Annotated in this window: 16 protein-coding genes; 10 read left to right on the forward strand and 6 right to left on the reverse strand. The window is 55.5% G+C overall.

Annotation, left to right across the window (positions count from 1 at the left end):
* Together K9U38_RS13545 and K9U38_RS13550 are read left to right on the forward strand one after the other, a co-directional pair.
* Positions 1-1,224, forward strand: a complete 1,224-nt coding sequence (locus K9U38_RS13545; RefSeq protein WP_224494868.1) for a hypothetical protein — start codon at positions 1-3, stop codon at positions 1,222-1,224.
* 6 nt (positions 1,225-1,230) lie between these two features.
* Positions 1,231-3,198 carry a glycosyltransferase family 2 protein gene (locus K9U38_RS13550; protein ID WP_224494869.1) on the forward strand — a complete coding sequence of 656 codons (1,968 nt, stop codon included), beginning with the start codon at positions 1,231-1,233 and terminating at the stop codon, positions 3,196-3,198.
* Positions 3,199-3,385: 187 nt separating this feature from the next.
* Here K9U38_RS13550 and K9U38_RS13555 read toward each other — a convergent pair whose 3' ends face one another.
* A complete protein-coding gene (locus K9U38_RS13555) occupies positions 3,386-4,102 on the reverse strand; it encodes a GntR family transcriptional regulator (RefSeq protein WP_370631930.1) in 717 nt (238 codons plus the stop codon).
* 110 nt (positions 4,103-4,212) lie between these two features.
* Here K9U38_RS13555 and K9U38_RS13560 point away from each other — a divergent pair, with 110 nt between their 5' ends.
* The 6 genes from K9U38_RS13560 (at position 4,213) to K9U38_RS13585 (ending at position 9,920) form a co-directional block, all read left to right on the forward strand.
* On the forward strand, positions 4,213-5,727 hold the full coding sequence (locus K9U38_RS13560) for an aldehyde dehydrogenase family protein (protein ID WP_224494990.1): 1,515 nt from the start codon (positions 4,213-4,215) through the stop codon (positions 5,725-5,727).
* A 122-nt stretch (positions 5,728-5,849) separates the two neighbouring features.
* Positions 5,850-6,800 (forward strand): sugar ABC transporter substrate-binding protein, encoded by a 951-nt coding sequence (locus K9U38_RS13565; RefSeq protein ID WP_224494871.1) that lies wholly within the window; start codon positions 5,850-5,852, stop codon positions 6,798-6,800.
* A gap of 84 nt (positions 6,801-6,884) precedes the next feature.
* Entirely contained in the window at positions 6,885-7,892 is a 1,008-nt protein-coding gene (locus K9U38_RS13570; protein ID WP_255607207.1) for an ABC transporter permease, read from the forward strand.
* Positions 7,892-8,629 carry an ATP-binding cassette domain-containing protein gene (locus tag K9U38_RS13575; protein ID WP_224494991.1) on the forward strand — a complete coding sequence of 246 codons (738 nt, stop codon included), beginning with the start codon at positions 7,892-7,894 and terminating at the stop codon, positions 8,627-8,629. Before K9U38_RS13570 ends, K9U38_RS13575 begins: the two co-directional genes overlap by 1 nt.
* A 30-nt stretch (positions 8,630-8,659) precedes the next feature.
* Positions 8,660-9,502 carry a 5-dehydro-4-deoxy-D-glucuronate isomerase gene (kduI, locus tag K9U38_RS13580; protein ID WP_224494873.1) on the forward strand — a complete coding sequence of 281 codons (843 nt, stop codon included), beginning with the start codon at positions 8,660-8,662 and terminating at the stop codon, positions 9,500-9,502.
* A 208-nt stretch (positions 9,503-9,710) separates the two neighbouring features.
* Positions 9,711-9,920: a cold-shock protein gene (locus tag K9U38_RS13585; RefSeq protein ID WP_224494874.1), complete on the forward strand. Its 210-nt coding sequence runs from the start codon at positions 9,711-9,713 to the stop codon at positions 9,918-9,920.
* A gap of 399 nt (positions 9,921-10,319) precedes the next feature.
* Here K9U38_RS13585 and K9U38_RS13590 read toward each other — a convergent pair whose 3' ends face one another.
* The 5 genes from K9U38_RS13590 to K9U38_RS13610 form a co-directional block, all read right to left on the reverse strand.
* Positions 10,320-12,173: a TPR end-of-group domain-containing protein gene (locus K9U38_RS13590; RefSeq protein ID WP_224494875.1), complete on the reverse strand. Its 1,854-nt coding sequence runs from the start codon at positions 12,171-12,173 to the stop codon at positions 10,320-10,322.
* Between the two features lie 312 nt (positions 12,174-12,485).
* Positions 12,486-14,021, reverse strand: a complete 1,536-nt coding sequence (locus K9U38_RS13595; RefSeq protein ID WP_224494876.1) for a DUF6212 domain-containing protein — start codon at positions 14,019-14,021, stop codon at positions 12,486-12,488.
* Complete coding sequence (locus tag K9U38_RS13600; protein ID WP_224494877.1) at positions 14,021-16,024, reverse strand: glycosyltransferase family 2 protein; 2,004 nt, start codon at positions 16,022-16,024, stop codon at positions 14,021-14,023. The genes K9U38_RS13595 and K9U38_RS13600 overlap by 1 nt, the downstream gene beginning before the upstream one ends.
* A gap of 52 nt (positions 16,025-16,076) precedes the next feature.
* Entirely contained in the window at positions 16,077-17,090 is a 1,014-nt protein-coding gene (locus K9U38_RS13605; RefSeq protein ID WP_224494878.1) for an NAD-dependent epimerase/dehydratase family protein, read from the reverse strand.
* 298 nt (positions 17,091-17,388) lie between these two features.
* Complete coding sequence (locus tag K9U38_RS13610) at positions 17,389-17,766, reverse strand: hypothetical protein (protein WP_224494879.1); 378 nt, start codon at positions 17,764-17,766, stop codon at positions 17,389-17,391.
* 911 nt (positions 17,767-18,677) lie between these two features.
* Between K9U38_RS13610 and K9U38_RS13615 the strand changes: the two genes are divergently transcribed.
* Positions 18,678-19,688 carry an AraC family transcriptional regulator gene (locus tag K9U38_RS13615; RefSeq protein ID WP_224494880.1) on the forward strand — a complete coding sequence of 337 codons (1,011 nt, stop codon included), beginning with the start codon at positions 18,678-18,680 and terminating at the stop codon, positions 19,686-19,688.
* Between the two features lie 356 nt (positions 19,689-20,044).
* Positions 20,045-20,338: a hypothetical protein gene (locus K9U38_RS13620; RefSeq protein WP_224494881.1), complete on the forward strand. Its 294-nt coding sequence runs from the start codon at positions 20,045-20,047 to the stop codon at positions 20,336-20,338.
* Positions 20,339-20,727 lie beyond the last annotated feature (389 nt).

Raw genomic sequence — 20,727 nt, forward strand, 5'->3', positions numbered from 1 at the left:
ATGCGTTGGCAAAAGATCGCCGGCGCGCTGATCGCTGGTGCCCTGACAACATCAGCGCACGCATCGGACCGTGATTTGGGGCTGGCTCTTTGTGCTTCGATGGCAAAACAGATGGCGCCCCACCACGACGAACATGGTGTGTTCCTGCCGAGCTACCTTGCTTCGGAAAGCGGCGGCGAACTGCCGCGGCCCATGCAGGATACGGCTTTCGTCTACGACAATGCCCTGGCCCTGATGGCTTTTGTTGCCTGCGGGCAGGTGGACGATGCACGCGCAATTGGCGATGCGTTCCTTGCCGTTGGCTCGAACGATCGCTTCTATAAGGATGGGCGCGTTCGGAACGCCTATCATTCGGGTCCGGTCGCAAAAAAAATTGCATTGCCTGGTTGGTGGGATGACGCTGCCGGCCGGTGGGTCGAAGATGAGTACCAGATCAGCACCGCTTCAGGGAATGTCGCCTGGGCCGCGTTGGCGCTCCTCCAACTGCACGAAAAGACATCCGATACCAAATATAAGGCGGGCGCGGAACGCCTCGCAAGCTGGCTCGCGGATTTGAACCGCGAAGATGGAAAGCTGGGAATCGCCGGCGGTTATTATGGTTTCGAACCAGAACCTGTCCGGATCCAATGGATGTCTACGGAGCACAACATTGACACGTTTGCGGCAGCCCATTGGCTTTGGTCAAAAACCGGCGAAACACAATGGCAGCAACTGGCCGAGAAAAGCCAGCGTTTCGTCACCGCCATGTATCGCGAGGACCGCCATTTTCTGATTGGGACAGACAATTCCGGCAAGCCAGTCGACGGGATCGATGCCTGGCTCGATGTACAGGTCTGGCCGGTATTGGCAGGATGCTCACTCGGTCTTGTTGGATCGGAAGCGATTATGCGTCTAATCGACGAACGCTTCGCAGTTCCGGCGGGATACGACTTCAACAGTGACCGCGACGGGCTATGGGTCGAGGGAACGGCGCAGGTCGCCCTCATGCTCAACCTCGCCGGCGAGCACGCGCGGGCATCGAGCCTCATTGATGGCCTCGTTCAGTACGCCGATCCCGGCAGCGGCTGGCTTTTTGCCACCCCGGTGTCGGAGCTTTCCACGGGCCTCACAATTGATGCGATGGGGCAGGGAAGTGCCTTTACCTATCACCATTGGCCACATCTTGGGGCTACCGCATGGACGATTCTTGCGGCGACACAGTTCAACCCATTCAAGCCCAACTGAGGCAACATGTTTTTCAATGTGGATAGTGATGTTGCCGGTGTCCTGCTTTTCGATCTTGGCATTGCATTGATGTTCATTGCCTTCGCGAAGCTTGCCGATCGCGATCGTCTTGCGGATCGGATACTCTTCGGCGGCATCACCATGCTCTCGCTCGTACTCTACCTTTCCTGGCGGTGGCTCGATACGTTGCCGGATCTGGAACTGACGGGAGCCAGCCTGTGGCAGCATGTTTATTTCGCATTTGAGGCGATCTCGATCATTTACGCTCTAGGTTCAATCGTCATCCTCCTTCACAGTTCCGACTGGACGAAGGAGGCTGATCGGCGGCAAGAGGAAATGGAAAAGACGGGGAATTATCCGTCCGTCGATGTGTTCATCTGTACCTATAATGAGCCGATCAATATTCTCGAAAAATCGGTGATCTGTGCCAGCGCAATGGATTATCCGAGGCTGCGCATATTCGTGTGCGACGACACCCGGCGCCCCGAGATAAGAGAATATTGTGCGCGGGTCGGCCTAAACTATTTGACCCGTCCCGACAATCACCATGCCAAGGCGGGTAATCTCGACAACGCCTTGCAAACCACGAACCTTTCCGATGATCGTTCAGACCTGATCATGGTTCTGGATGCGGACTTTGCCCCGCAGCGGAACTTTCTCAAACGTGTGGTCGGTCTCTTTGAAGTTCAAAATGTCGGGCTCGTCCAAACACCCCAGTTTTATTTCAACTCGGACCCGATCCAGCACAATCTTGGCATTCGTTCGTCCTTCGTCGATGATCAGCGGGTGTTCTTCGATACATTTCAACCGGCGAAGGACGCAGTAGGCTGTGCCTTTTGCGTCGGAACCAGTTTCGTTGTTCGACGGTCTGCACTCAATGAAATGGGAGGATTTCCCCATGAGGCGCTTTCGGAAGACATGCTGCTCAGCTACCGCCTGATGGAGCGAGGTTACGTCACGCGGTGGCTGAATGAGAAACTGAGCGTCGGACTTTCCGCCGAGGGTATTCCCGAATACATTACGCAGCGGACGCGCTGGTGTTTGGGTACGATCCAGATCGGACTTCTCAAAGATGGGCCGCTGGGGTATGGCCGCTTCACGCTGACGCAGCGTTTGCATTATGTGCACGGTCTGCTTTGCTGGCTGTCGAAACCGTTTATTCTCTGCATGCTATTCGCCCCATCGGTCTATTGGCTGTTCGACGTCACGGCGATTCAGGCAGATGAGATCGTGTTCATGAAATACGGGATTTCGGCGCTGCTGGTCTTTTGGAGCTACTCATCATGGATTTCGGCGGGGCGAACACTGCCGCTTTTCACTGAAGTTACGCACGCTATCACGGCGCTGCCGATCACAATCGCGCTCTGCCAGGCCGTTCGCAAGCCTTTCGGGCGCCCGTTCAAGGTGACTGAGAAAGGCGGCGACCGATCAACAGTCCGGATACATGCCCCTACAGCAACCTTCTTTGCCTTCGCTACCTTGTTGTCGGCGACTTCAGTTGCCGCCACGGTATTTATCTGGAGTTCACCAACCGAATTCTCGCAGCGCGATTGCCTTAACCTCGTGTGGTCTGGGTTCTCAATGCTGATTTCCTTTATCAGCCTTCTGGTATGCATAGAGCTCCCCCGGTTCGGACAAGAAGAATTGATCAAGATGAGGATCCCAGCCACATTGCAGGCCGGTAACGCTAAGCACCAGGTGACAATCGAGGCCATGTCGACGCAGCACGTGGTTATTAACAATCTGGAGGCAAACGATTGGGGAGAAGGGACACTTAAATTTGGTCACGTTGGCTGGATAAAAATTGATCTGAGCGGCGGAAACCTCAGTCACTGCTTCAGAATCTCGCCCGGTTTCGAGCAGCACAACGAGATCCTTCGCATGCTCTTTCGCCAGCCGCCCGACAATGTGGCAAGAACGGGGACGCTCGGCAAATCCATGGTTACTCTCTGCAGACGCGCATTTGTTGGCTAATCGGACCGCCTTACACTGGTCCACGCAAACCGATGAGTTTTGGCTGCGCCGCTTACGCAATATTGTAAGTGAGACTTTCCGTGCTTTGAAATTCGCACTCAGCATGCTGAAGAGACGACTGGACCAAAAAGCGTACCTATCAGAACACTAGTCCTGTCCAGGCTCGGTGCGGATAGGATGAGCATTCCTATTCGAACAGTTCACGATTTTCGGATTCGATCTGCGGCAGATCATTGAGAATGCCGTTTAGATGCGAACGCATGGCATCGGCCGCGGCGTCTGCATTCTTCGCGTCGATAGCCGCTAGAATACATTCGTGCTGGGTAATCAGATTTGCAATTGAGGCAGGGTTGCGTAGTTGAAGATTGCAGACCCTATCCATATGCGCCTTGATGTCTGAAATCGCATTCCAAGCGAGACCGCAGCCAGCCCCTTGTGCGATGGCGATGTGAAACTGCTCATCCTCTCGTCGGAATGCATTGTGATCGTGTATTGCCATCGCTTGCTTCTGACGCGCCAAAATACCGTCCAGCTTGCTCCGGGTCCAACTGTCGAAACTGTCGCTGGCGCGGCGTACTACGGCAACCTCTATTGCTTCTCGAACGAAGCGGGCCTCCATCATCTGCCGTGCCGAAATCTTGACCACGACTGTTCCACGATTTGGACGGATTTCTACGAGTTTGGATTTTGCGAGAGCGATGAGGGCTTCGCGAACCGGCTGGCGCGACACCCCCATCCGAGTGGCGATTTCCTGTTCGGAGAGGCGCGAACCGGGCGCAAGGTCGAGTCGGATGATTGCCTCGCGAAGGTCTCGCTCGACCTGAGCGGCCGTCGTCTCCCCGGTCTCGATTTTCAGAGTTTCAATGTTCAAGCTTTTCGTCGCCACTGTCTCGTTGACATCCATTTATAACCACCATACAGTACCATACAATTTGGCGACAAGACAAGCGCGGCGCTCGATTTGCCGGGCCGGGACGGGGGGCCGGGGCAGAAATCCCGGTAGGTCGATTGACGATACAGAGCAATTTCATAACTCCGGATTCTACTGATCCACGTCTGCAGAGTAAAATCCGCTACCAGATGCTTGTCGATGGGAAATCCGTCGATGCCGGCTCGGGCCGAACTATAGATCGCACAAGCCCGGGGCATTCAGGCATTGTTGTCGGAGTGTGGCCCGAAGCGTCTGCGGATGATGTCCGCACAGCTATTGCAGCCGCTCGCCGTGCCTTCGATAGCGGCCCATGGCCGCGCATGTCGGGTGCCGAACGGTCGCGGCTGATGTTCAAGACGGCGGAGCTCATTCTTGCCCATGTGGAGGAGATCGCTCTGATCGAAAGCCTGGAGGTTGGCAAGCCGATCGCCCAGGCGCGGGGAGAAATCACTTTCTGCGCCGATCTCTGGTCTTATGCGGCAGGTCAGGCGCGAGCTCTGGAAGGCCAGACTCACAACAATATCGGGGACAACCGGCTCGGTCTCGTGCTTAGGGAGCCCGTTGGCGTGGTGGGCATCATCACGCCTTGGAACTTCCCCTTCATCATTGCCTCCGAGCGGGTGCCGTGGGCGATCGGCGGCGGCTGCACGGTCGTGCTGAAGCCATCCGAGTTCACCTCCGGCACGTCGATCCGCATGGCGGAGCTGGCGCGCGAGGCCGGCATTCCTGACGGCGTCTTCAATGTTGTCACCGGCTATGGTGATCCGGCGGGGCAAGTTCTGGCCGAGGATCCCGGAATCGACATGATCGCCTTCACCGGTTCGGTGCGGGTTGGGACGAAGCTCGGAGAGATAGCGGCGCGTAGCATCAAGCGAGTTGGTCTCGAGCTGGGTGGCAAGGGACCGCAGATCGTCTTCGCAGATGCGGATTTGCAAGCGGCAGCAGATGGTATCGCCTATGGTGTCTACCACAATGCTGGCCAATGTTGCATTTCGGGAAGCCGGCTCCTCGTGCAGGAGGGTATCCGCGATGCGCTGCTTGATCGTATTCTCGACATTTCCCGCAAGGTTACCTTCGGCGATCCGTTGAACGAACGGACGAAGATTGGCGCCATGATCTCTGAGGCGCACGCCGCCAAGGTGCATTCCTATGTTGAGGCGGGTCAGAACGCCGGTGCCGAATTGCTACTCGGCGGAACAAGGGTCGGCGAGGGTGCCGGGCTTTATTATGCGCCCACCGTGTTTTCCGGGGTAACGTCGGACATGTCGATCGCTCAGGAAGAAATCTTTGGACCGGTTCTGTCGACACTGACATTCAAGACCGCCGATGAGGCTGTCGCCTTGGCAAATGCCTCGGAATTCGGTTTGTCTGCCAGCGTTTGGTCTACAAATCTCGAAAATGCTCTTCAAAGCATCCGGCGCATTCGTGCCGGGCGCTGCTGGATCAATAGCGTCATCGACGGTGCGCCAGAACTACCAATCGGTGGCTACAAGAAAAGCGGTCTGGGGCGTGAGCTCGGCCGCTACGGTTTTGACGAGTATTCGCAGTTCAAAGGCATTCACGTGACTTTGGGCCGGCCGGATCCTTGGTTCGGGTAACGCTGGTTATCGGCAACTGAGGGGGAGGGGAAAATCTTGACTGGCGCGATCTTTGGTCGGAGCTCGCCAGCCAAGACATGGGTCTTATGACCCCAATTGCACATCCAAGGGAGGATACGCAAATGACATTGACCAAACTGAAAACCGCAATGTTTGCGGCGTGCGCAGCTATGGCTTTTACATCTACCGCCGTCGCGGCCGATGTCAAGGCAACAATGATCATCTACCTCGATCCGAGTGTCCAGTTCTTCAATCCCGTGGTCAAAGGCGCACAGGATGCCGCCGCGCAGTTCGGCGTAGATCTCGACGTGCAATATGCAAACAACGATCCGGTCCGACAGAATGACCTTATCGAGAGCGCTACCGTCAGCGGCGTCGATGGTATCGCGGTTGCAATTTCCAGTTCCGATGCATTCGATGCCAGCATCTGCTCGGCAGTCAAAGCGGGGATCATCGTTATCGGGTTCAACAATGACGATCTCGAAGGAGCCAAGGGCAATTGCCGCCAAGCTTATGTCGGAATGAACGAGTTTGCGTCAGGTTATGAACTTGGCAATCGCATGATCGAGCAGTTCGGCCTCAAACAAGGTGATGTCGTATTCAACCCGCGCGAAATTCCCGAGGCGAGCTTCGCAGTTGCGCGCGGTGGCGGCATCGAGAAGGCAATGACGGAAAAGGGCATTAAGGTCGAGACCGTTCGCTCTGGCCTCGATCCAGCCGAGGCGCAGAACATCATCGCCCAATTTCTGATTGCAAATCCTGGCGTTAAGGCGCTGTTCGGCACCGGATCTGTTACCTCGACGGTAGGGGCAGGCGCCATCAAGGACGCCGGCGTCAACATTCCGTTCGGCGGGTTCGATCTTGCGGTAGAAATTGTCAATGCAGTGGAATCGGGTGCCATGTTTGCGACGATGGACCAGCAGCCCTACCTGCAAGGCTACTATCCCATTGCCCAAATCGCGCTTGCGAAAAAATACGGTCTGACGCCGACGGATGTTGATACGGGTCAGGGCGCATTTCTTGACAAATCGCGCATCAGCTCTGTCAAGCCGCTGATCGGCAGTTATCGATAGGGCACCAAGCCTGGAAGACCTTTCGGCCAAAACCGAAGGGTCTTCGCCATCCCTGCAGAAAGAGTAACGACAGTGACTTACACCATGACCGACAGTGTTGTGCCGAAATCGCGCACCCGAAAACAATCGCTGCTGAAGCAGATCATGGCCATGCCTGCGGGCGCCATTTTGCTGGTTTTCGTGGCTCTGCAGATTGTCTGTATCGTTGGCGCGCTCGTCTATCCCGACGACTTCCGTTATTTGTCGCCACAAAACCTCACGATCCTCATGAAGGCAATACCCGTGCTCGGATGCCTGGCACTCGGCGCCGGTATCCTGATGATTGCGGGCGAGTTCGATCTGTCCATTGGTTCCGTCTACACCTTTACGGCAGTCTTGATAGCGACTTTGGTGGATACTGGCGTGAGCGCCTTCATTGCCGCGCCGCTCGGTATCCTCACAGGTGTGTTGATCGGTCTTCTCAACGGGACGATCACGCTGCGCTTCGGCCTGCCGTCCTTCATCGTCACGCTGGGCGGCCTCCTGTTCTGGCGCGGCGCGGTGCTGCTCTACAATGGCGCCGTCCAGGTACGTTTCGATCCGGAACCAATCTTCTCCAGCCTGTTTGCCGGTACGATCTTCGGTGTGAACGCCGCATTTATTTGGATCATTTTGTTCGTCGTGGGCTTCTATCTGCTGCTGCACCGCCATAAGTTCGGCAACCATGTGTTTGCTACCGGCGGCAATCGTGCTGCCGCAACGGCCATCGGCATCAACACCGATCGCGTCAAGCTCATTGCCTTTGCCATAGCTGGCGGCATGGCTGCCGTTGCGGGCATCATCGCGACCGCGCGCGTCGGCAGCGTTCAGCCTGGGCAGGGGGCAGGGCTCGAGCTGCAGGCGATAGCCGCGTGCGTCATAGGCGGGCTTTCGCTGAGCGGCGGACGCGGATCGATCATCGGCATCTTCCTCGGTGTCATGCTGATCCACACCATCACCGATGTGCTTTTATTGTTAAGAGCGCCAGGCTTCTACCTCGACATGTTCATCGCAACCCTGATCGTTGTCGCCGCCGCGTTCAACCATCTCATCGAACGCCGGGGCGCTGCATGATTTCCTCATCCAATCTTCTGGAATTGCACAATATCTCCAAGAGTTATGGTGCGCTGACCGCGCTACGGGACCTGAGCTTCCATGTCGGCCACAGCGAGGTCGTCGGTCTTTTGGGCGACAACGGGGCCGGCAAATCAACCACCGTCAATCTGATTTCAGGGATTCAGAAGCCGACCTCCGGCTATCTGAGCATCGACGGTCAAAAGACGATGTTCACCTGCCGGTCCGATTCCGCCGATGCCGGCATTGAAACCATTTATCAGAACACTGCGCTCGTGGATTCTCTGTCGATCACGCGCAACATCTTCATGGGGCGTGAGCGTACCAATGCATTCGGATTCTTGAAACAGACCGAAATGCGTGAAATTGCCATGGAGGTCCTGGAGAAAGCCGTCCACATTTCCGGCATTGATTCACCCGACAAGCTGGTGGGTGATCTGTCGGGCGGCCAGAAGCAAGCGGTCGCCATCGCCCGCGCTGTCTTCTTCAAGCGGCGGGTGCTCCTGCTCGATGAACCGACTTCTGCTTTGTCCGTACGCGAAACGGAAGCGCTGCTCGCGCAGGTTCTGAAACTGAAGGCAGAGAACGTGTCGAGCGTGCTGGTGACACATAATTTGTATCACGCTTACCAGGTTTGCGACCGTTTCGTAATCATGAGCCATGGAACCAAGGTGTTCGATGTGAAGAAGGCAGATACCACCATAAGTCAGCTCACCGAATATGTGGTCCTCACCTGAAATGTCTGTCAAACGCAAGAGGCAAATGCCGTGACAATATCCGTAAACGTACGCCAGGTCGTTGGTCCAGAAGATGCCGCAAAGCGGGATACGCAAGGCTTGCGGGAAGGATTTCTGATCGAGGAACTATTCTCGAAGGGACGCATAAAACTCACCTATAGCCATCTCGATCGGATGATCGTCGCAGGGATCGTTCCGACAAGCGAAACTCTTGTCATTGATAGGGTCAAGGAAACTGGTACGGAGCAGTTTCTCGAACGGCGCGAAGCTGCCGTTCTCAATATCGGCGGCAGTGGCACGGTCATCGTCGGCGATGTCGAGCATTCACTCGCATTTCAGGATGCGCTCTATGTCGGCATGGGGCAGGGACCACTGTCTTTCCGCAGCGACGACCGGGACAATCCTGCTGAGTTCTATCTTTTAAGTACGCCCGCACATCGTGCCTGTCCGACCGTGCACATCACGCTCGACATGGCGAAGAAAGTGCGCATGGGCTCTGCCGAAGATGCCAATGCCCGCACAATCAACCAATATGTGCACCCGGATGTCTGCGAAAGCTGCCAGCTCCTGGTGGGACTCACCACGTTCGAGGCCGGATCGGTCTGGAACACGATGCCAGCACATCTGCACGACAGGCGGATGGAGGTTTATCTCTATTTCGGCATGGACGAGGCGACACGCATCTTCCATTTCATGGGGGAGCCGCACGAAACGAGGCATCTGGTCTTGAAAAGCCACGAGGCGGTGCTGTCGCCTGGGTGGTCCATCCACTCCGGTGCTGGCACCGGACGATACTCTTTCATTTGGGCGATGGCGGGGGACAATATGAGTTTCACCGATATGGACAAAGTGCCGATGGAAAATCTGAGATGAACCCGTTCCAACTTTCCGGCTGTTGCGCCATATTTTTGAGCCTCGTGGCAGGCCGCAGATCGCGGTTGGCATCCTCGACGACAGCGCATTATGATCGCGCCGGAAAATTCTACTGATTGACATTTCCTGCCGAGCCCATAAGTCTCCGGTGGCACTACACTCGGATTACCCAATCTTTTGGAAACTCTTACGCGCGAAGAAGATGAAAATGGCTACTGGCACTGTGAAATGGTTTAACGCCACAAAAGGTTTTGGCTTCATCCAGCCGGACGATGGCGGTACTGATGTTTTCGTCCATATCTCTGCAGTCGAGCGGGCTGGATTGCGTGCCCTCAATGATGGCCAGAAAATCAAGTACGAGATCGTCCAAGACCGCCGTTCCGGCAAATCGTCTGCTGACAACCTCAGCGTTGACTGAATAACTGAATTCTCGGTCTCGGCTTGTGAGAGCCAAACCAGCGGTTGCTGCTACCCAGCCCTCTATCGATGCAGTCTCGACGGCCGAACCCGAACGCCGGAGATGTAAACGTCTCTGGCAGGTTCTGCCGTCGGACGCATTGAGGACGTAGCGTTTGTTATCGTGTTCGCCGGACGCGGCCGTAGATGAAAACGGATACACGGAGCTGCTGACTGAGCGTTCGCGCTCGACCTTGCGGCGTGTGACTTCGACGTTGAGCAGCGTCGAGGTAAGGATTTCGCAACATCAATGTGAAGAGGTTTTGCGTCACGAAGCTGATTGTGCTGACATTGGTGAGCGCATGCCGGCATACGACTCGATGAAGTTCAACACTGTGGAAGCATAGGTAAGACTGACGGATCAGAGAGGGGCGCTCCTCTCAAACAATTTTTGGAAGCGCGTGTGGCTTCGAAGAGGGTTCAAGTCTGAGTCCTTGCTGAACCACAAAATCTGCTCGGCACTGGCGTGCGGCAGAACTTTTTCCAGAACATCGATTGCCATATCGGTTTCGCCAAGCTGCGAATAGGTGCATGCGATGTTGTAAAGGGCCAAAAGATCATCGGGATCTATGGCTATTGCGCGGGCGGCCCACTCTTTGGCCCGGTCTCGCTCGCCGAGATGCGCGAGCGCTAGAGCGCCAAGTTGGGCGGGACCCGAATTCTCGGGATGCCGATTGAGTTCGTGCTCGGCCCGCTCCAAACCCAGTCGTGCTGCTCTGATCCTGTCCTCCTCACGTCCGAGAGAGCGGTAAACTGCAGTCAGTAGAACGGGGGAGCGGTAATCGTCGGAGCGTATCTCCGCGGCACGTTCGAAATACTTGGCAGCTTGCTCGAAATCGCCCTGAGCATTGAAAAACCGGGCATAGAAGTAATTGGCTTCGTACAAATTTGGATCGAGCGAAAGTGCTTGGTCGAATTCGGCAGCCGCCTCCTGGTGGCGGCCGCCGAATTGCAGGGCGAGCCCGCGAGACGCATGGGCCTCAGCCAATTTGGGGTCTAGTGACAGAGCCTTAGCACTCATTGCCAGGATGCCGTCTATCGAGACCTCGACGTGGTGCCAGGAATGGAGAATTGAATCGCAGTCAGCGATACCGGAGTAGGCGCGTGCGTAGCCAGGGTCGAGTTCTGCTGCCCTAGTGAACATGCGACGCGCCATTTGTACGTAGGATTTCGAGCACATGTGGGAAAACTGTCTTCCTCTGAGGTAGAAAGCGTACGCCTCAACATTTTCTGTAGGCGGTGCCGCCTGGATCGCCTTCTGCTCTTCCGGAAGTAGTTTCACTTTCAGCTGATTCACGATGGCCTGTGTGATCTCGTCCTGGATCGCGAATATATCGGTCAACTCCCGATCGTAGCGGTCTGCCCATACATGGCTCCCATTCTTGCCGTCGATGAGCTGGCCGGTGACGCGAATGCGGGACCCGGCCTTGCGGACGCTGCCCTCCAGAAGAAACTTCACCCCGAGTTCCGCCGCGGCTTGCAGGGCCAGAATAGGCTTGTCCTTGTAGGTGAAAACGGTGTTGCGGGCGACCACCTGGAGGCCGGAAATTTTCGACAGGTCCGTAATAATGTCCTCAGTGATGCCGTCGGAGAAGTATTCCTGTTCCGGATCGCCGCTCATATTGTCGAACGGTAAAACGGCGATTGACGTTCGTTCGGACCGAGTATCTGAATTTGGCAAGGGCCGATCAATCTGCGTCGGAAATGCTTCCAGATTTACGCGATAACAGGCGACCGGTTCAGTGATGTTTTTCACTCGCTTTTCCCCCATTGGTTCGAGACGGATGGGGAGTTTCTTCTCAATCTCCTTCGACACCTTGCCTGATACGCAGATACCGCCCGGGTCAGCGAGCTCTTGCAGGCGGGCCGCTATGTTAACGCCATCGCCGTAACGGTCGCTTCCTTCGACGATCACCTCGCCGAGATTGATTCCGATACGTACTTCGATCCCTTCACCAACCCTCGCATTCCGCTCAGCCATGCCGCGTTGGAGGGTCACGGCGCATTCGACCGCGTCGACGACGCTGCCGAACTCGGCCAGCAGACCGTCGCCCATGACCTTGAATATGCGCCCGTGATGTTTCTTGATTTCTGGCTCGAATAGCTCTTTACGGTCCGACCTCAGCCGTTCAAACGTCGCTGCTTCGTCTGCCTCCATTAAGGCAGAGTACCGTGCCACATCGGCGGCTAAAATCGCCGTTAACTTGCGTTCCACTAGCAGAGTTCCCCGTGGTATCCCAACTGCAAGCCTACACCCCGCCGATACATGAGAAATTCTACCAAAATTTCGCGAGACGGCACCGAATGGTCTGCTCCGAAATTTGTTGACAGATGACTAGCCATCCAGCGTCGAATGCGTTCAGCGGGCTCTTTGGCGACCCGTAAACGGTTCTGAACGGGTATCCGGCGTCCTCGACCCGGCTGGGTTACCGGATAAGATAGCACAACCGCTCCACCGATGCCGAGCGTTTCCTTGGGTAACGGCAAACCAAGAAATGTGCCGGGCGCCTGCGATCCCGGTGACTGCTTACGGCTCGCCCATCACGATCGGGTACGCGTTCCAGGCCGATGCCGCGTGAACTTCGGCCACAAATCGGCTGAATACAACGCGTCCATGTGGCGGCACGGGTCCTGGTTCTGGCAAGCGCGTAAAAAGATGCAAATCAACAGGTTCATTCCGCGCATCCGGAAGGCGAGCAATGAGTCTGGATGGAATCGTCGGCTCGTTTAATTCGACCCAATCTGTGGCCGCAAGGACTCCTTCCCCTCTCTCGGCAGCATCCGCGTCCACGCCTGCCGAGGTCACGACAACCCGAGCACCAAGATGGCGCGTTTCACAGCGCCGATCGTCGATGAATGCTTCACAGGAAATCTCGACGAGGCCCCGTGTTGCAGGCAATCGTATGACCGCAGCGGAGGGGATCGCCTTCAGAGGGCGAAGAAGCACTTTTCCACGCTCCATATAGCCAAAAACCGGGTAGGAAGCCGGCATTTCGCGCGTCAATCGCACCATCTCAACAAGCGAATCCGGAAGCGGAACTTCAAGACCCGCCAGCGGTTTGTATACAGATTCTCGTTCGAGTCCGGGCATCTCCACGCCCGGTAGACCGCCCCATAGTTTTAATGCCAGCATTTGGGTTTGCATTTCGGACCTTCGCCCGGCGCTCGCTTGAGAATTGAAACCGAATTTGGAAAGCAAGCCTGCTGGCGTAACCGCAATTTTTGGGGCTATGGCCCCGCTTTCGCTTTCGGCCCAAACTTGAAGTTCCAGTGAATGCGACGATGCCGCTGATGCACTTGGCAAGCGAAATGGAAGCCAACCGGGACAAAGTGCGTTAAACGCGGTGTGCCCTTTTGCCAACACGGCGTCAGTGTCACGTGCCAGTACTTGTGCGAACAGAGTTCCGCTCCCGGCTCCGGTATCGATGATATCCAAGTCAAATCCGAGCAACCCGCGCGCACCGATTGGCAGTGGCTGGCTTATGCGCGATTCGTAGGATGTTCCGATTGGAATCGAACCGCGGTCCGGAGTGTCAGAGTTGCTGAAGATCAGTCGCGGCGAAGCGAGACGTAGGTTTGTAAGGAGTTCCTCGATCTCCGCCGGGATCTTGACATGATTGAGCCAGCTCTCACGCAGGGCCGCCAGATCCCGCATCAAATCAAGGTTCATGGTGCCCAGCCTTCGTCCTTCCCGCAATGACCGGGCGAGCAGCAATTCCATAAGTGCCTGCCGGCCTCCCGTCACGATTGGAGCGTCAAACTCTTTGCCGCTGGTGTTGACGCACCAAGTCTTCAGCGCGTCCAGAGATGTGTCCTTGATCGAAACTGGGGCCCAAAATGCCCACACGTTTGATGGCGGCAAATCGAACGAATGAATGTCCTGCGTGGGATGGGCATCTTCCTCGTTCGGCACTAAAATGAAATGATTATCATCAACCAGCTGAAAGACGTATTGATCCAACGGAAGTTCATAATCCGGTTGCGCAGAGTCCGGTGTGAGGATGATGATTTTCGGATTTCCATCATGGAGTCTTGACAACATATAGGAAGGGGCGCGCAGCATCAGGATATGTCCGCCGTGATGAACTCTTCGGCTGAGTTAATGACGTTTGACCAGATGCGCAATCGCGCATCCGGAATCCCGAATGCCCTACAAAGGTGTGCCGTTTCGATATCGGGAAGTATAATGGCACTATAGGCCTGTTCGAAGGCCGAGCACGCATTGATCTCCGCGCTCGTCACTTTGCCCGTATCACATCCCAGCAACGCCCACGTCTCCACTTTCAATCGTCTAAGTGAACCCATCAACGAATGCGATAGGCCACCATCCACACTTACCACTCGATCATAAGTTGCAAGGGCACCAATGGCTTCGTTCATATGTCCTGGCTCCAGTCTCGATATCAAGCCAGCCTGATAGGTATCAGATCTCACACCGGACAAGAGGTGCGGTAGAGGCATCGTGATAATCTGCGAAAACGAAGATCGAGCTGCAATCTCGGGACAAGCTGGTGCGAAAAGGAAAAGGTGCACAATATGCCCCTCGAAATCGAGAGCTTTTGCGAGGTCTTCGGCAGCGTTTAACTTCCCTGTCTCTGTCGAGTTCAAGATCAAGGCAGCATATCGTCTCCCCGGCTCTGCACCTGACGGAAGCACTGAAGGCAGATTGAAGAGTTCTGGATATACATGGCGAGGCAATGCCGTTTGAGCGCGGTAGCGGTCCAGGGCAACCCCGTCCCACAGCTCGCGTCGCGCCGACCCTGCCACCTCGCTAATCCCGTGGCATAATATTTGGAGACTGTCGCGGCTTTGATCAACTTGATCTGGAGCCGCGCCAGAACATTCAATATGGAACCGCAGATATTGATGCTGTTTTCCGCCCTGCGTCACCCCGCCACGAATATCTGTCGCGCCCGAGAGCGCATGACGAACAAGTTCGGTACACTCGATGGCCAAGATCGTCTCATCGGGCGACCCATCTTTTTGGGCGTCAATTCCCTTGGTCCAAAAAATGGAAGGCCTCGTTGCGACGCGGTGTCGGACCGAGCATTCGACAAACGTGGATCGAGAAAGCGCGCATTCCAGCGTCCAAAGGACACCCTGGAGCTGCCCATTCGCTTGAAACGCATTGAAAAGAGACCGGCTCATGGCAATCAATTGGCCGGGGCATGAGCCGTAGGCGGGCCGCTGGCCTGCCTGAAGGAGGCGCATGATAAATTCCTGAAGTGTCAGCTCCTCGATATCATTGGCTACAGTGAAGCAGCTCACACAGTCGGTGTCGGGATGGTACACCGCATAGCGAGATCGGGCATCCGCCTCCAACCTGAGAACATTGCGCGGATTGTAGAGTTGCGGATGACGGTGGCGGATGTAACGTTTGATGGAAGCGAAGTCCCGCTCGGCAGCAACCAGCATGCTTTCGCCGCGCCTGCGATAGGAGAAACCTGTATCTGCGACATGTACGCCGCGAAACCCTTTTTCCATGCCTTGCAGCCAAAATTCCCAATCCTCGACGCCTTGACGCATTTCGGTATCAAAGCGGATTCCAGCGTCCAGCATTCGGCGCGAAGCCATGCTACCGGCCTCGCAAAAATTGCGAAACAAATGTTCCAATGGCGAATAGGGACCAGATGTATCTGCAGCTTCGGCGAAACCGAACTTAGTCACGTCCGGGTATGCCCATCCGATTTCCGGACCAGATGTGCGCAGTGCATCAACCAGACGCTGAAGCAGATGAGGTCCGATCCGGTTATCGCAGTCGAGAAAATACACTGCCTCCAGCTGTGAAAACGCAGCAAGCGCAAACTCTATTCCGCAATTGCGGGCCGAGCTAAGGCCGCCATTGCTCCTCGATAGGTAAAAGACCTGCTCGGGAAAACCGGAAGCGAAGGTCTGGCACACATCATGTGTCTCTGTCGTTGGACACCCGTCGTTGACGATGACAATGGAATAGTTGAAATCAGCGATCTGATTCAGTGCGGTATGCAGAGTTTCACAGGTAAGCCAGGGTTGACCGTAAGCTGGAATGATGACAGCAACCCGGGTATCGGCAGCGATGCGCTTCAAGTCTTAGCTTCCCCGCCAATGCGGATAGACCGGTCAACCATATTTAAAGCCTCTAACTCTTTAGTTGCGGAACACCGCGGGACTGCTCATGGCGATCGCCTGCGGTGTAGGGATTTGCGACGATGTTGGCTGCTTTCATCCATTCGATACTTCGACGCAGACCCTCATGCCAAGCAACAATTGGTTGCCATGACGTCTCGCTCTGGATCAAGGATATGTCGAGTGTATTCCTCGGAACGTCCACCGTGCGACCCGGCCGGTGAGATCTGTCGATCGCTCCTTCGTTCAACACCAACTCTATATCATCAATTACTTGGTTGATAGTCAGACCTGTGCCGGATCCGACATTCATCACCTTATAAGGCCCGTGATAGAAACAACAACACAGCATTGCTGCCACAACGTCGTCGACGTAGACAAAGTCACGAATAACCTGTCCGTCGCCCCATATCTCCACATGTTCCTTCAGGAGGGCTCGGCGGATCGTAGTCGCAACGAGACCTTGCCTTCGATTGCCTTGTTGAAAAGGTCCGTAAATATTTGAGATACGGCAGACATGATATTCGAGACCATGGAGCCGATGAAACAGCGCCAGATATTTCTCGATCGCAAGCTTGCTGATACCGTAACCGGAAATTGGCTCCGTTGAAGATGACTCCGGAATTGGGACCCTCGAGGGAATGCCGTACACAGTGCCGCCCGAGGACGAGAAAACAACTTTCTTAACGCCTTCCTTACAACAAACTTCAAGCAAGCGCACTGTGGGGAGAACGTTTGCTGCTAGATCGGCGGCGGGGTCCCGGTTGGAATCGTCCGGGATCGTCGTACTGATCAAGTGAAAGACAAATTCTTGCCCCCGGACGGCGTGTTCAAATGTCCGAACGTCGTCGAAATGCCCCGAAATCCATTTTACATCCTGATGAAGCGACGTCGGACGTGACAGCCTGCGTCCAAAGGCCGTCACTTCTGCTCCGCCCGCATTCAATGTATTGCAGAGATTAATTCCAAGCACGCCGCTTGCTCCGAGAACAAGACACCGCCGCTCTCCAAGTTCGATTTGTTTCATCGGTCCCCGACTAGCGTGTTCCAGACTGATCACGGGTGAATCAGGCTTTTTTGGGTACGTGCTAACGACGCCTCTGGTTCTCTGGGGGAGGTCGAAATCTTCTCTGCAATTCTTCTTGGTCCGCTTGGGCCAATCCCAGACCTATCGGCCCCAATTCAATCGCTGCTGAAGGTGCTTGCGGACAAGGGGCGATCGAAAAGTGCTACCCACGGCCGGAATACCCGCGGAATATTAGAATCTCGAGTCGAGACCGGGGTCGAAGCTTCTGCTTCTGGGATGTTCCTCGCCTGCAAATATCTTATGCTTTCTTCGGGCGGGCATTGAAAACGATACCACAGCCCTTGCGGCGAGACATCGATTCGATAGCCTGCATCTCGCCCTTAAGCCGGGAGACTTCGGCGGCCTGTGCTCCGTCACCCTTGATAAAGAACAAAGCTGGCCAGAACACAACCAATGCGACACCTGTAGCGACGGCATCGCCGGTTGCTTTTTGGTTCTGCATACCGGCAGCTGCTGCGGCCCGAGACGAGATTTCAGTCGCCTCCGAGGCCAGTTGGTTGCACGATAGTGATTGATAGCTGAGCGCGGAAGTGTACGCCGGCGCTATGCTGTCAGCGCGTGAGGCACAGCCCGCGAGGACGGCACACGCCGACAACGCGACAATGAATTTTTCCATTTTGGTATTTGCTGCTGCCCAAACGGGCCTTTGTTCTGCATTTTAAGCAAGCGTCGGTTCGACGGGCCTACTTCATGCCGGCACGACTACCATTCAACCTAAGCCGCTGCTTGCTCATGACCGCCAATTTCTTGCGATGAGACGCGTCTCTGTCCCATGGGAGGATACTGACCTGCGATTCGGCGAGTGCTCCCGGGCGGTTCTTGCCACCTGTGTGTTGATCGCGATTGGGCTTAGCTGGCTTAGCTCCCTAGATCTCGGGTAGGTCTGTCCTGATCATCAAGCACCGCACCGCCGATCATGGTCTCGGTGAAGCTTTGACATGCCCTTCCTCAGATCGGACTGCGCCTGTTCGCAGGTTGACCTGACAGGAGGAATGCGAATGCGATGGAAGCAATGAGAGCTTTCACTATTTCCTTTTGTTTGTCCGTCAAAGTTGCGAGGTTGGCGCAGCGACAAGACCGATCGGCTGAATGCGCGACAAGGCTAGATTTTTGTGTTGCTTGGATGACTAGCCAAAAAGGGATGGCAATCATCCGGTGCCAGATTGAGAACGATATTGATGTCTTCCTTCCAAAGCGCCGCCCTTTAGCATTCGGGTCCAGCACTTTTGGTCTTGGATTCACTTATTTCATTGGTTCGTGGGCGGATCGCACTCCAAAAACAAGCATCGGTGAGGCCCAAGGCCTTCTTTCCCAAACCGTGCGGGATCTTCCAAGCAGTTCGAGAACAATCCTGCTTGCGTTTGAATGCCAATGTCTTGGGCTAAGACGCCAATCAAGTCTCCGCTCACTGGCGTCGCAATACTCTTTGGAAGTTGCGATAAGCTGCCAAAGCGCTCATAGTGAGTTCTGCTCGAGTGCGATGATTTTTCGGCTAGCTAGCTTCGGACAACACTGGAGAACTACGGGATGCCAACGTCAATAGGCCTGGCTGTTCACTTGGCGCTTGGGGTACTTGAACGTCGTGGAATCGACCCGGCTACCCTCACCGTGCAGTCCGGCTTGTCTCAGGCTGCGCTTGCCAGCCGCAAGAGGATCAAGGTCACAGCGGGGATCGATTTTTTGGAGCGCGCGTCGCGCGTCGTCGGAGATGACTGGCTCGGGGTAACTCTGGCTATCGATTTCGATCTGCGCGAACTCGGCATGCTTTATTATGTGGCTGCGTCATCGGAGCGATTGAGTGATGCACTCAAACGCCTGGATCGGTATGAACGCATCGCGAACGAAGCGCTGGACTTGCGCATAGTCAAAGGTCCGGGTGGCCGTGTCGATTTTTTTTATCATGGGGTGCCCCGCCACTCGGACCGGCACCTGATGGAGTCCTTCGCGGTCACACTTGTGCGGCTCTGCCGCCAGCTTGTCGGAAGGAAGATCGTGCCGCTTTCGGCAAGGTTCGCGCATCATCGTGCGGACGGGCGCAAAATCCAGGAATTCCTGGGCTGCGAGGTCAGCTTCGACGCTGATGTCGACGAGATCAGTTTCGAAGCGAGCGTGATGGACTTGCCTTTGCGTGGCTATGACCCGTACCTCAACGATCTGATGGTAAAGAGTTGCGACGAGGCGCTTGCGGCACGTCCAACCAGCTGCAATGCGTTCCGGACAGAGGTTGAGAACGCCATCATACCGCTTCTGCCGCACCACGAAGCGCAAGCAAAGACCGTGGCCCAGAAGCTCAGCCTTAGCGAGAGGACGTTCGCTCGGCGATTGGCAGCCGAGGGATTGAGCTTTGGAGAAATCCTCGACCAGATGCGGCGCGATCTCGCCCTACGCTATCTCGAGCAAAACCTTCGGGCTTCGGAGATCACGTGGCGGCTTGGTTTCCAGCAACCCAGCGCCTTCAGCCATGCATGCCGACGCTGGACCGGAAAAAGTCCGTCGGAATTTCGGCGATCTTGCCGGGCAAGCGCTGGTCCGGCCTAGTTGTGCCTGTGAGCCGGCCATCGCCCGTCCTTTCCTCCAACAATCACGTATCACTACGCCTGTTTTGCATTGAATGATGCCGCTGCGAGTTGAATATCCACTCGAGCGAGGATTTCGGTCACTAATTTTACTACGGTACCTAATTTGCCCAACCGGGCAATTGACGATTTGCCGTTGGCCGTTCAGCGCAAAATATTGGCAGCCATACGCAAGTTTTCCCCCGAGCGTGGATGTATCCGAATTGCTAATGGACGTTACACGTAAGCAAGAACTACGGCGTTCTGGTCGTCTTGAAGGACACTGATGTGTTTTTGGGATGGGCCGCAGAACAATAGAAATGGGGAAAAGTGGGACAAATGAACAAAACGGTTGACCCGCGCTTTTTGGAGGCGCTGGCCATTCTCGATGGCTATGAGACAGATGTGCGCGACGAGTTGCTCATTAAGATGGTCTTTGAGGCGTTTTACTGGATGGCCCTCGACGGCAGGAAAATTTCGCGCATTGCCTGCACTGCGGTTGGTTTTAGCTACGACATCGATTTGCGCACCGCGCTCAGGACGTTGGTGCGTAGGAACGTGCTGCGCTCTTCGCTTCGCAAGGGCATTCGGGTTTACGAACTCAACTTCAAGGACCAGCGTAATGAGCAATGATGGTTATGCGCAAATCACGGTCATCTTCAATGCCGGCATTCTTATTCCCTTGTTGCATTGGATGTAGCTTGAACAATTGCTCTACGGCGTCCGAGCCAATCACAGTTGCCTCGAAATCACTTCGTCAAAACGGCTGGAGCAAAGCAGAGGCTCAAAGCAGTCCTCGCTATACTGGACACGAAGGTCCGCTTTCCAGCCTCACCATCCCATAAGCTGCCTGACCGCAGTCGGTCCTAAAACTGCCGTTTGCCGATCGTGGCGCGACTGACCGCTTTGCGCCCACATCGCGGTCGCTGCGCAGACCATGTCCAAATCCCGAAGGCAGCACTCCGGTCTAACCGTCATGCCTCACTCAGTGCTCCCTCCACCCTGGCCGATGAATTGCTTCG

The sequence above is a fragment of the Phyllobacterium lublinensis genome, from assembly GCF_020164435.1.
GTDB classification, from domain to species: Bacteria; Pseudomonadota; Alphaproteobacteria; order Rhizobiales; family Rhizobiaceae; genus Phyllobacterium; species Phyllobacterium lublinensis.

What these genes read in the sequence shown, in the direction of transcription:
- K9U38_RS13555 (WP_370631930.1), bottom strand. Translation starts at nt 4,102, where the DNA reads ATGGATGTCAACGAGACAGTGGCGACGAAAAGCTTGAACATTGAAACT.
- K9U38_RS13545 (WP_224494868.1), top strand. Translation starts at nt 1, where the DNA reads ATGCGTTGGCAAAAGATCGCCGGCGCGCTGATCGCTGGTGCCCTGACA.
- K9U38_RS13585 (WP_224494874.1), top strand. Translation starts at nt 9,711, where the DNA reads ATGGCTACTGGCACTGTGAAATGGTTTAACGCCACAAAAGGTTTTGGC.
- K9U38_RS13595 (WP_224494876.1), bottom strand. Translation starts at nt 14,021, where the DNA reads ATGCTGCGCGCCCCTTCCTATATGTTGTCAAGACTCCATGATGGAAAT.
- K9U38_RS13610 (WP_224494879.1), bottom strand. Translation starts at nt 17,766, where the DNA reads ATGGAAAAATTCATTGTCGCGTTGTCGGCGTGTGCCGTCCTCGCGGGC.
- K9U38_RS13570 (WP_255607207.1), top strand. Translation starts at nt 6,885, where the DNA reads ATGACCGACAGTGTTGTGCCGAAATCGCGCACCCGAAAACAATCGCTG.
- K9U38_RS13615 (WP_224494880.1), top strand. Translation starts at nt 18,678, where the DNA reads ATGCCAACGTCAATAGGCCTGGCTGTTCACTTGGCGCTTGGGGTACTT.
- K9U38_RS13565 (WP_224494871.1), top strand. Translation starts at nt 5,850, where the DNA reads ATGACATTGACCAAACTGAAAACCGCAATGTTTGCGGCGTGCGCAGCT.
- K9U38_RS13550 (WP_224494869.1), top strand. Translation starts at nt 1,231, where the DNA reads ATGTTTTTCAATGTGGATAGTGATGTTGCCGGTGTCCTGCTTTTCGAT.
- K9U38_RS13605 (WP_224494878.1), bottom strand. Translation starts at nt 17,090, where the DNA reads ATGAAACAAATCGAACTTGGAGAGCGGCGGTGTCTTGTTCTCGGAGCA.
- K9U38_RS13620 (WP_224494881.1), top strand. Translation starts at nt 20,045, where the DNA reads ATGAACAAAACGGTTGACCCGCGCTTTTTGGAGGCGCTGGCCATTCTC.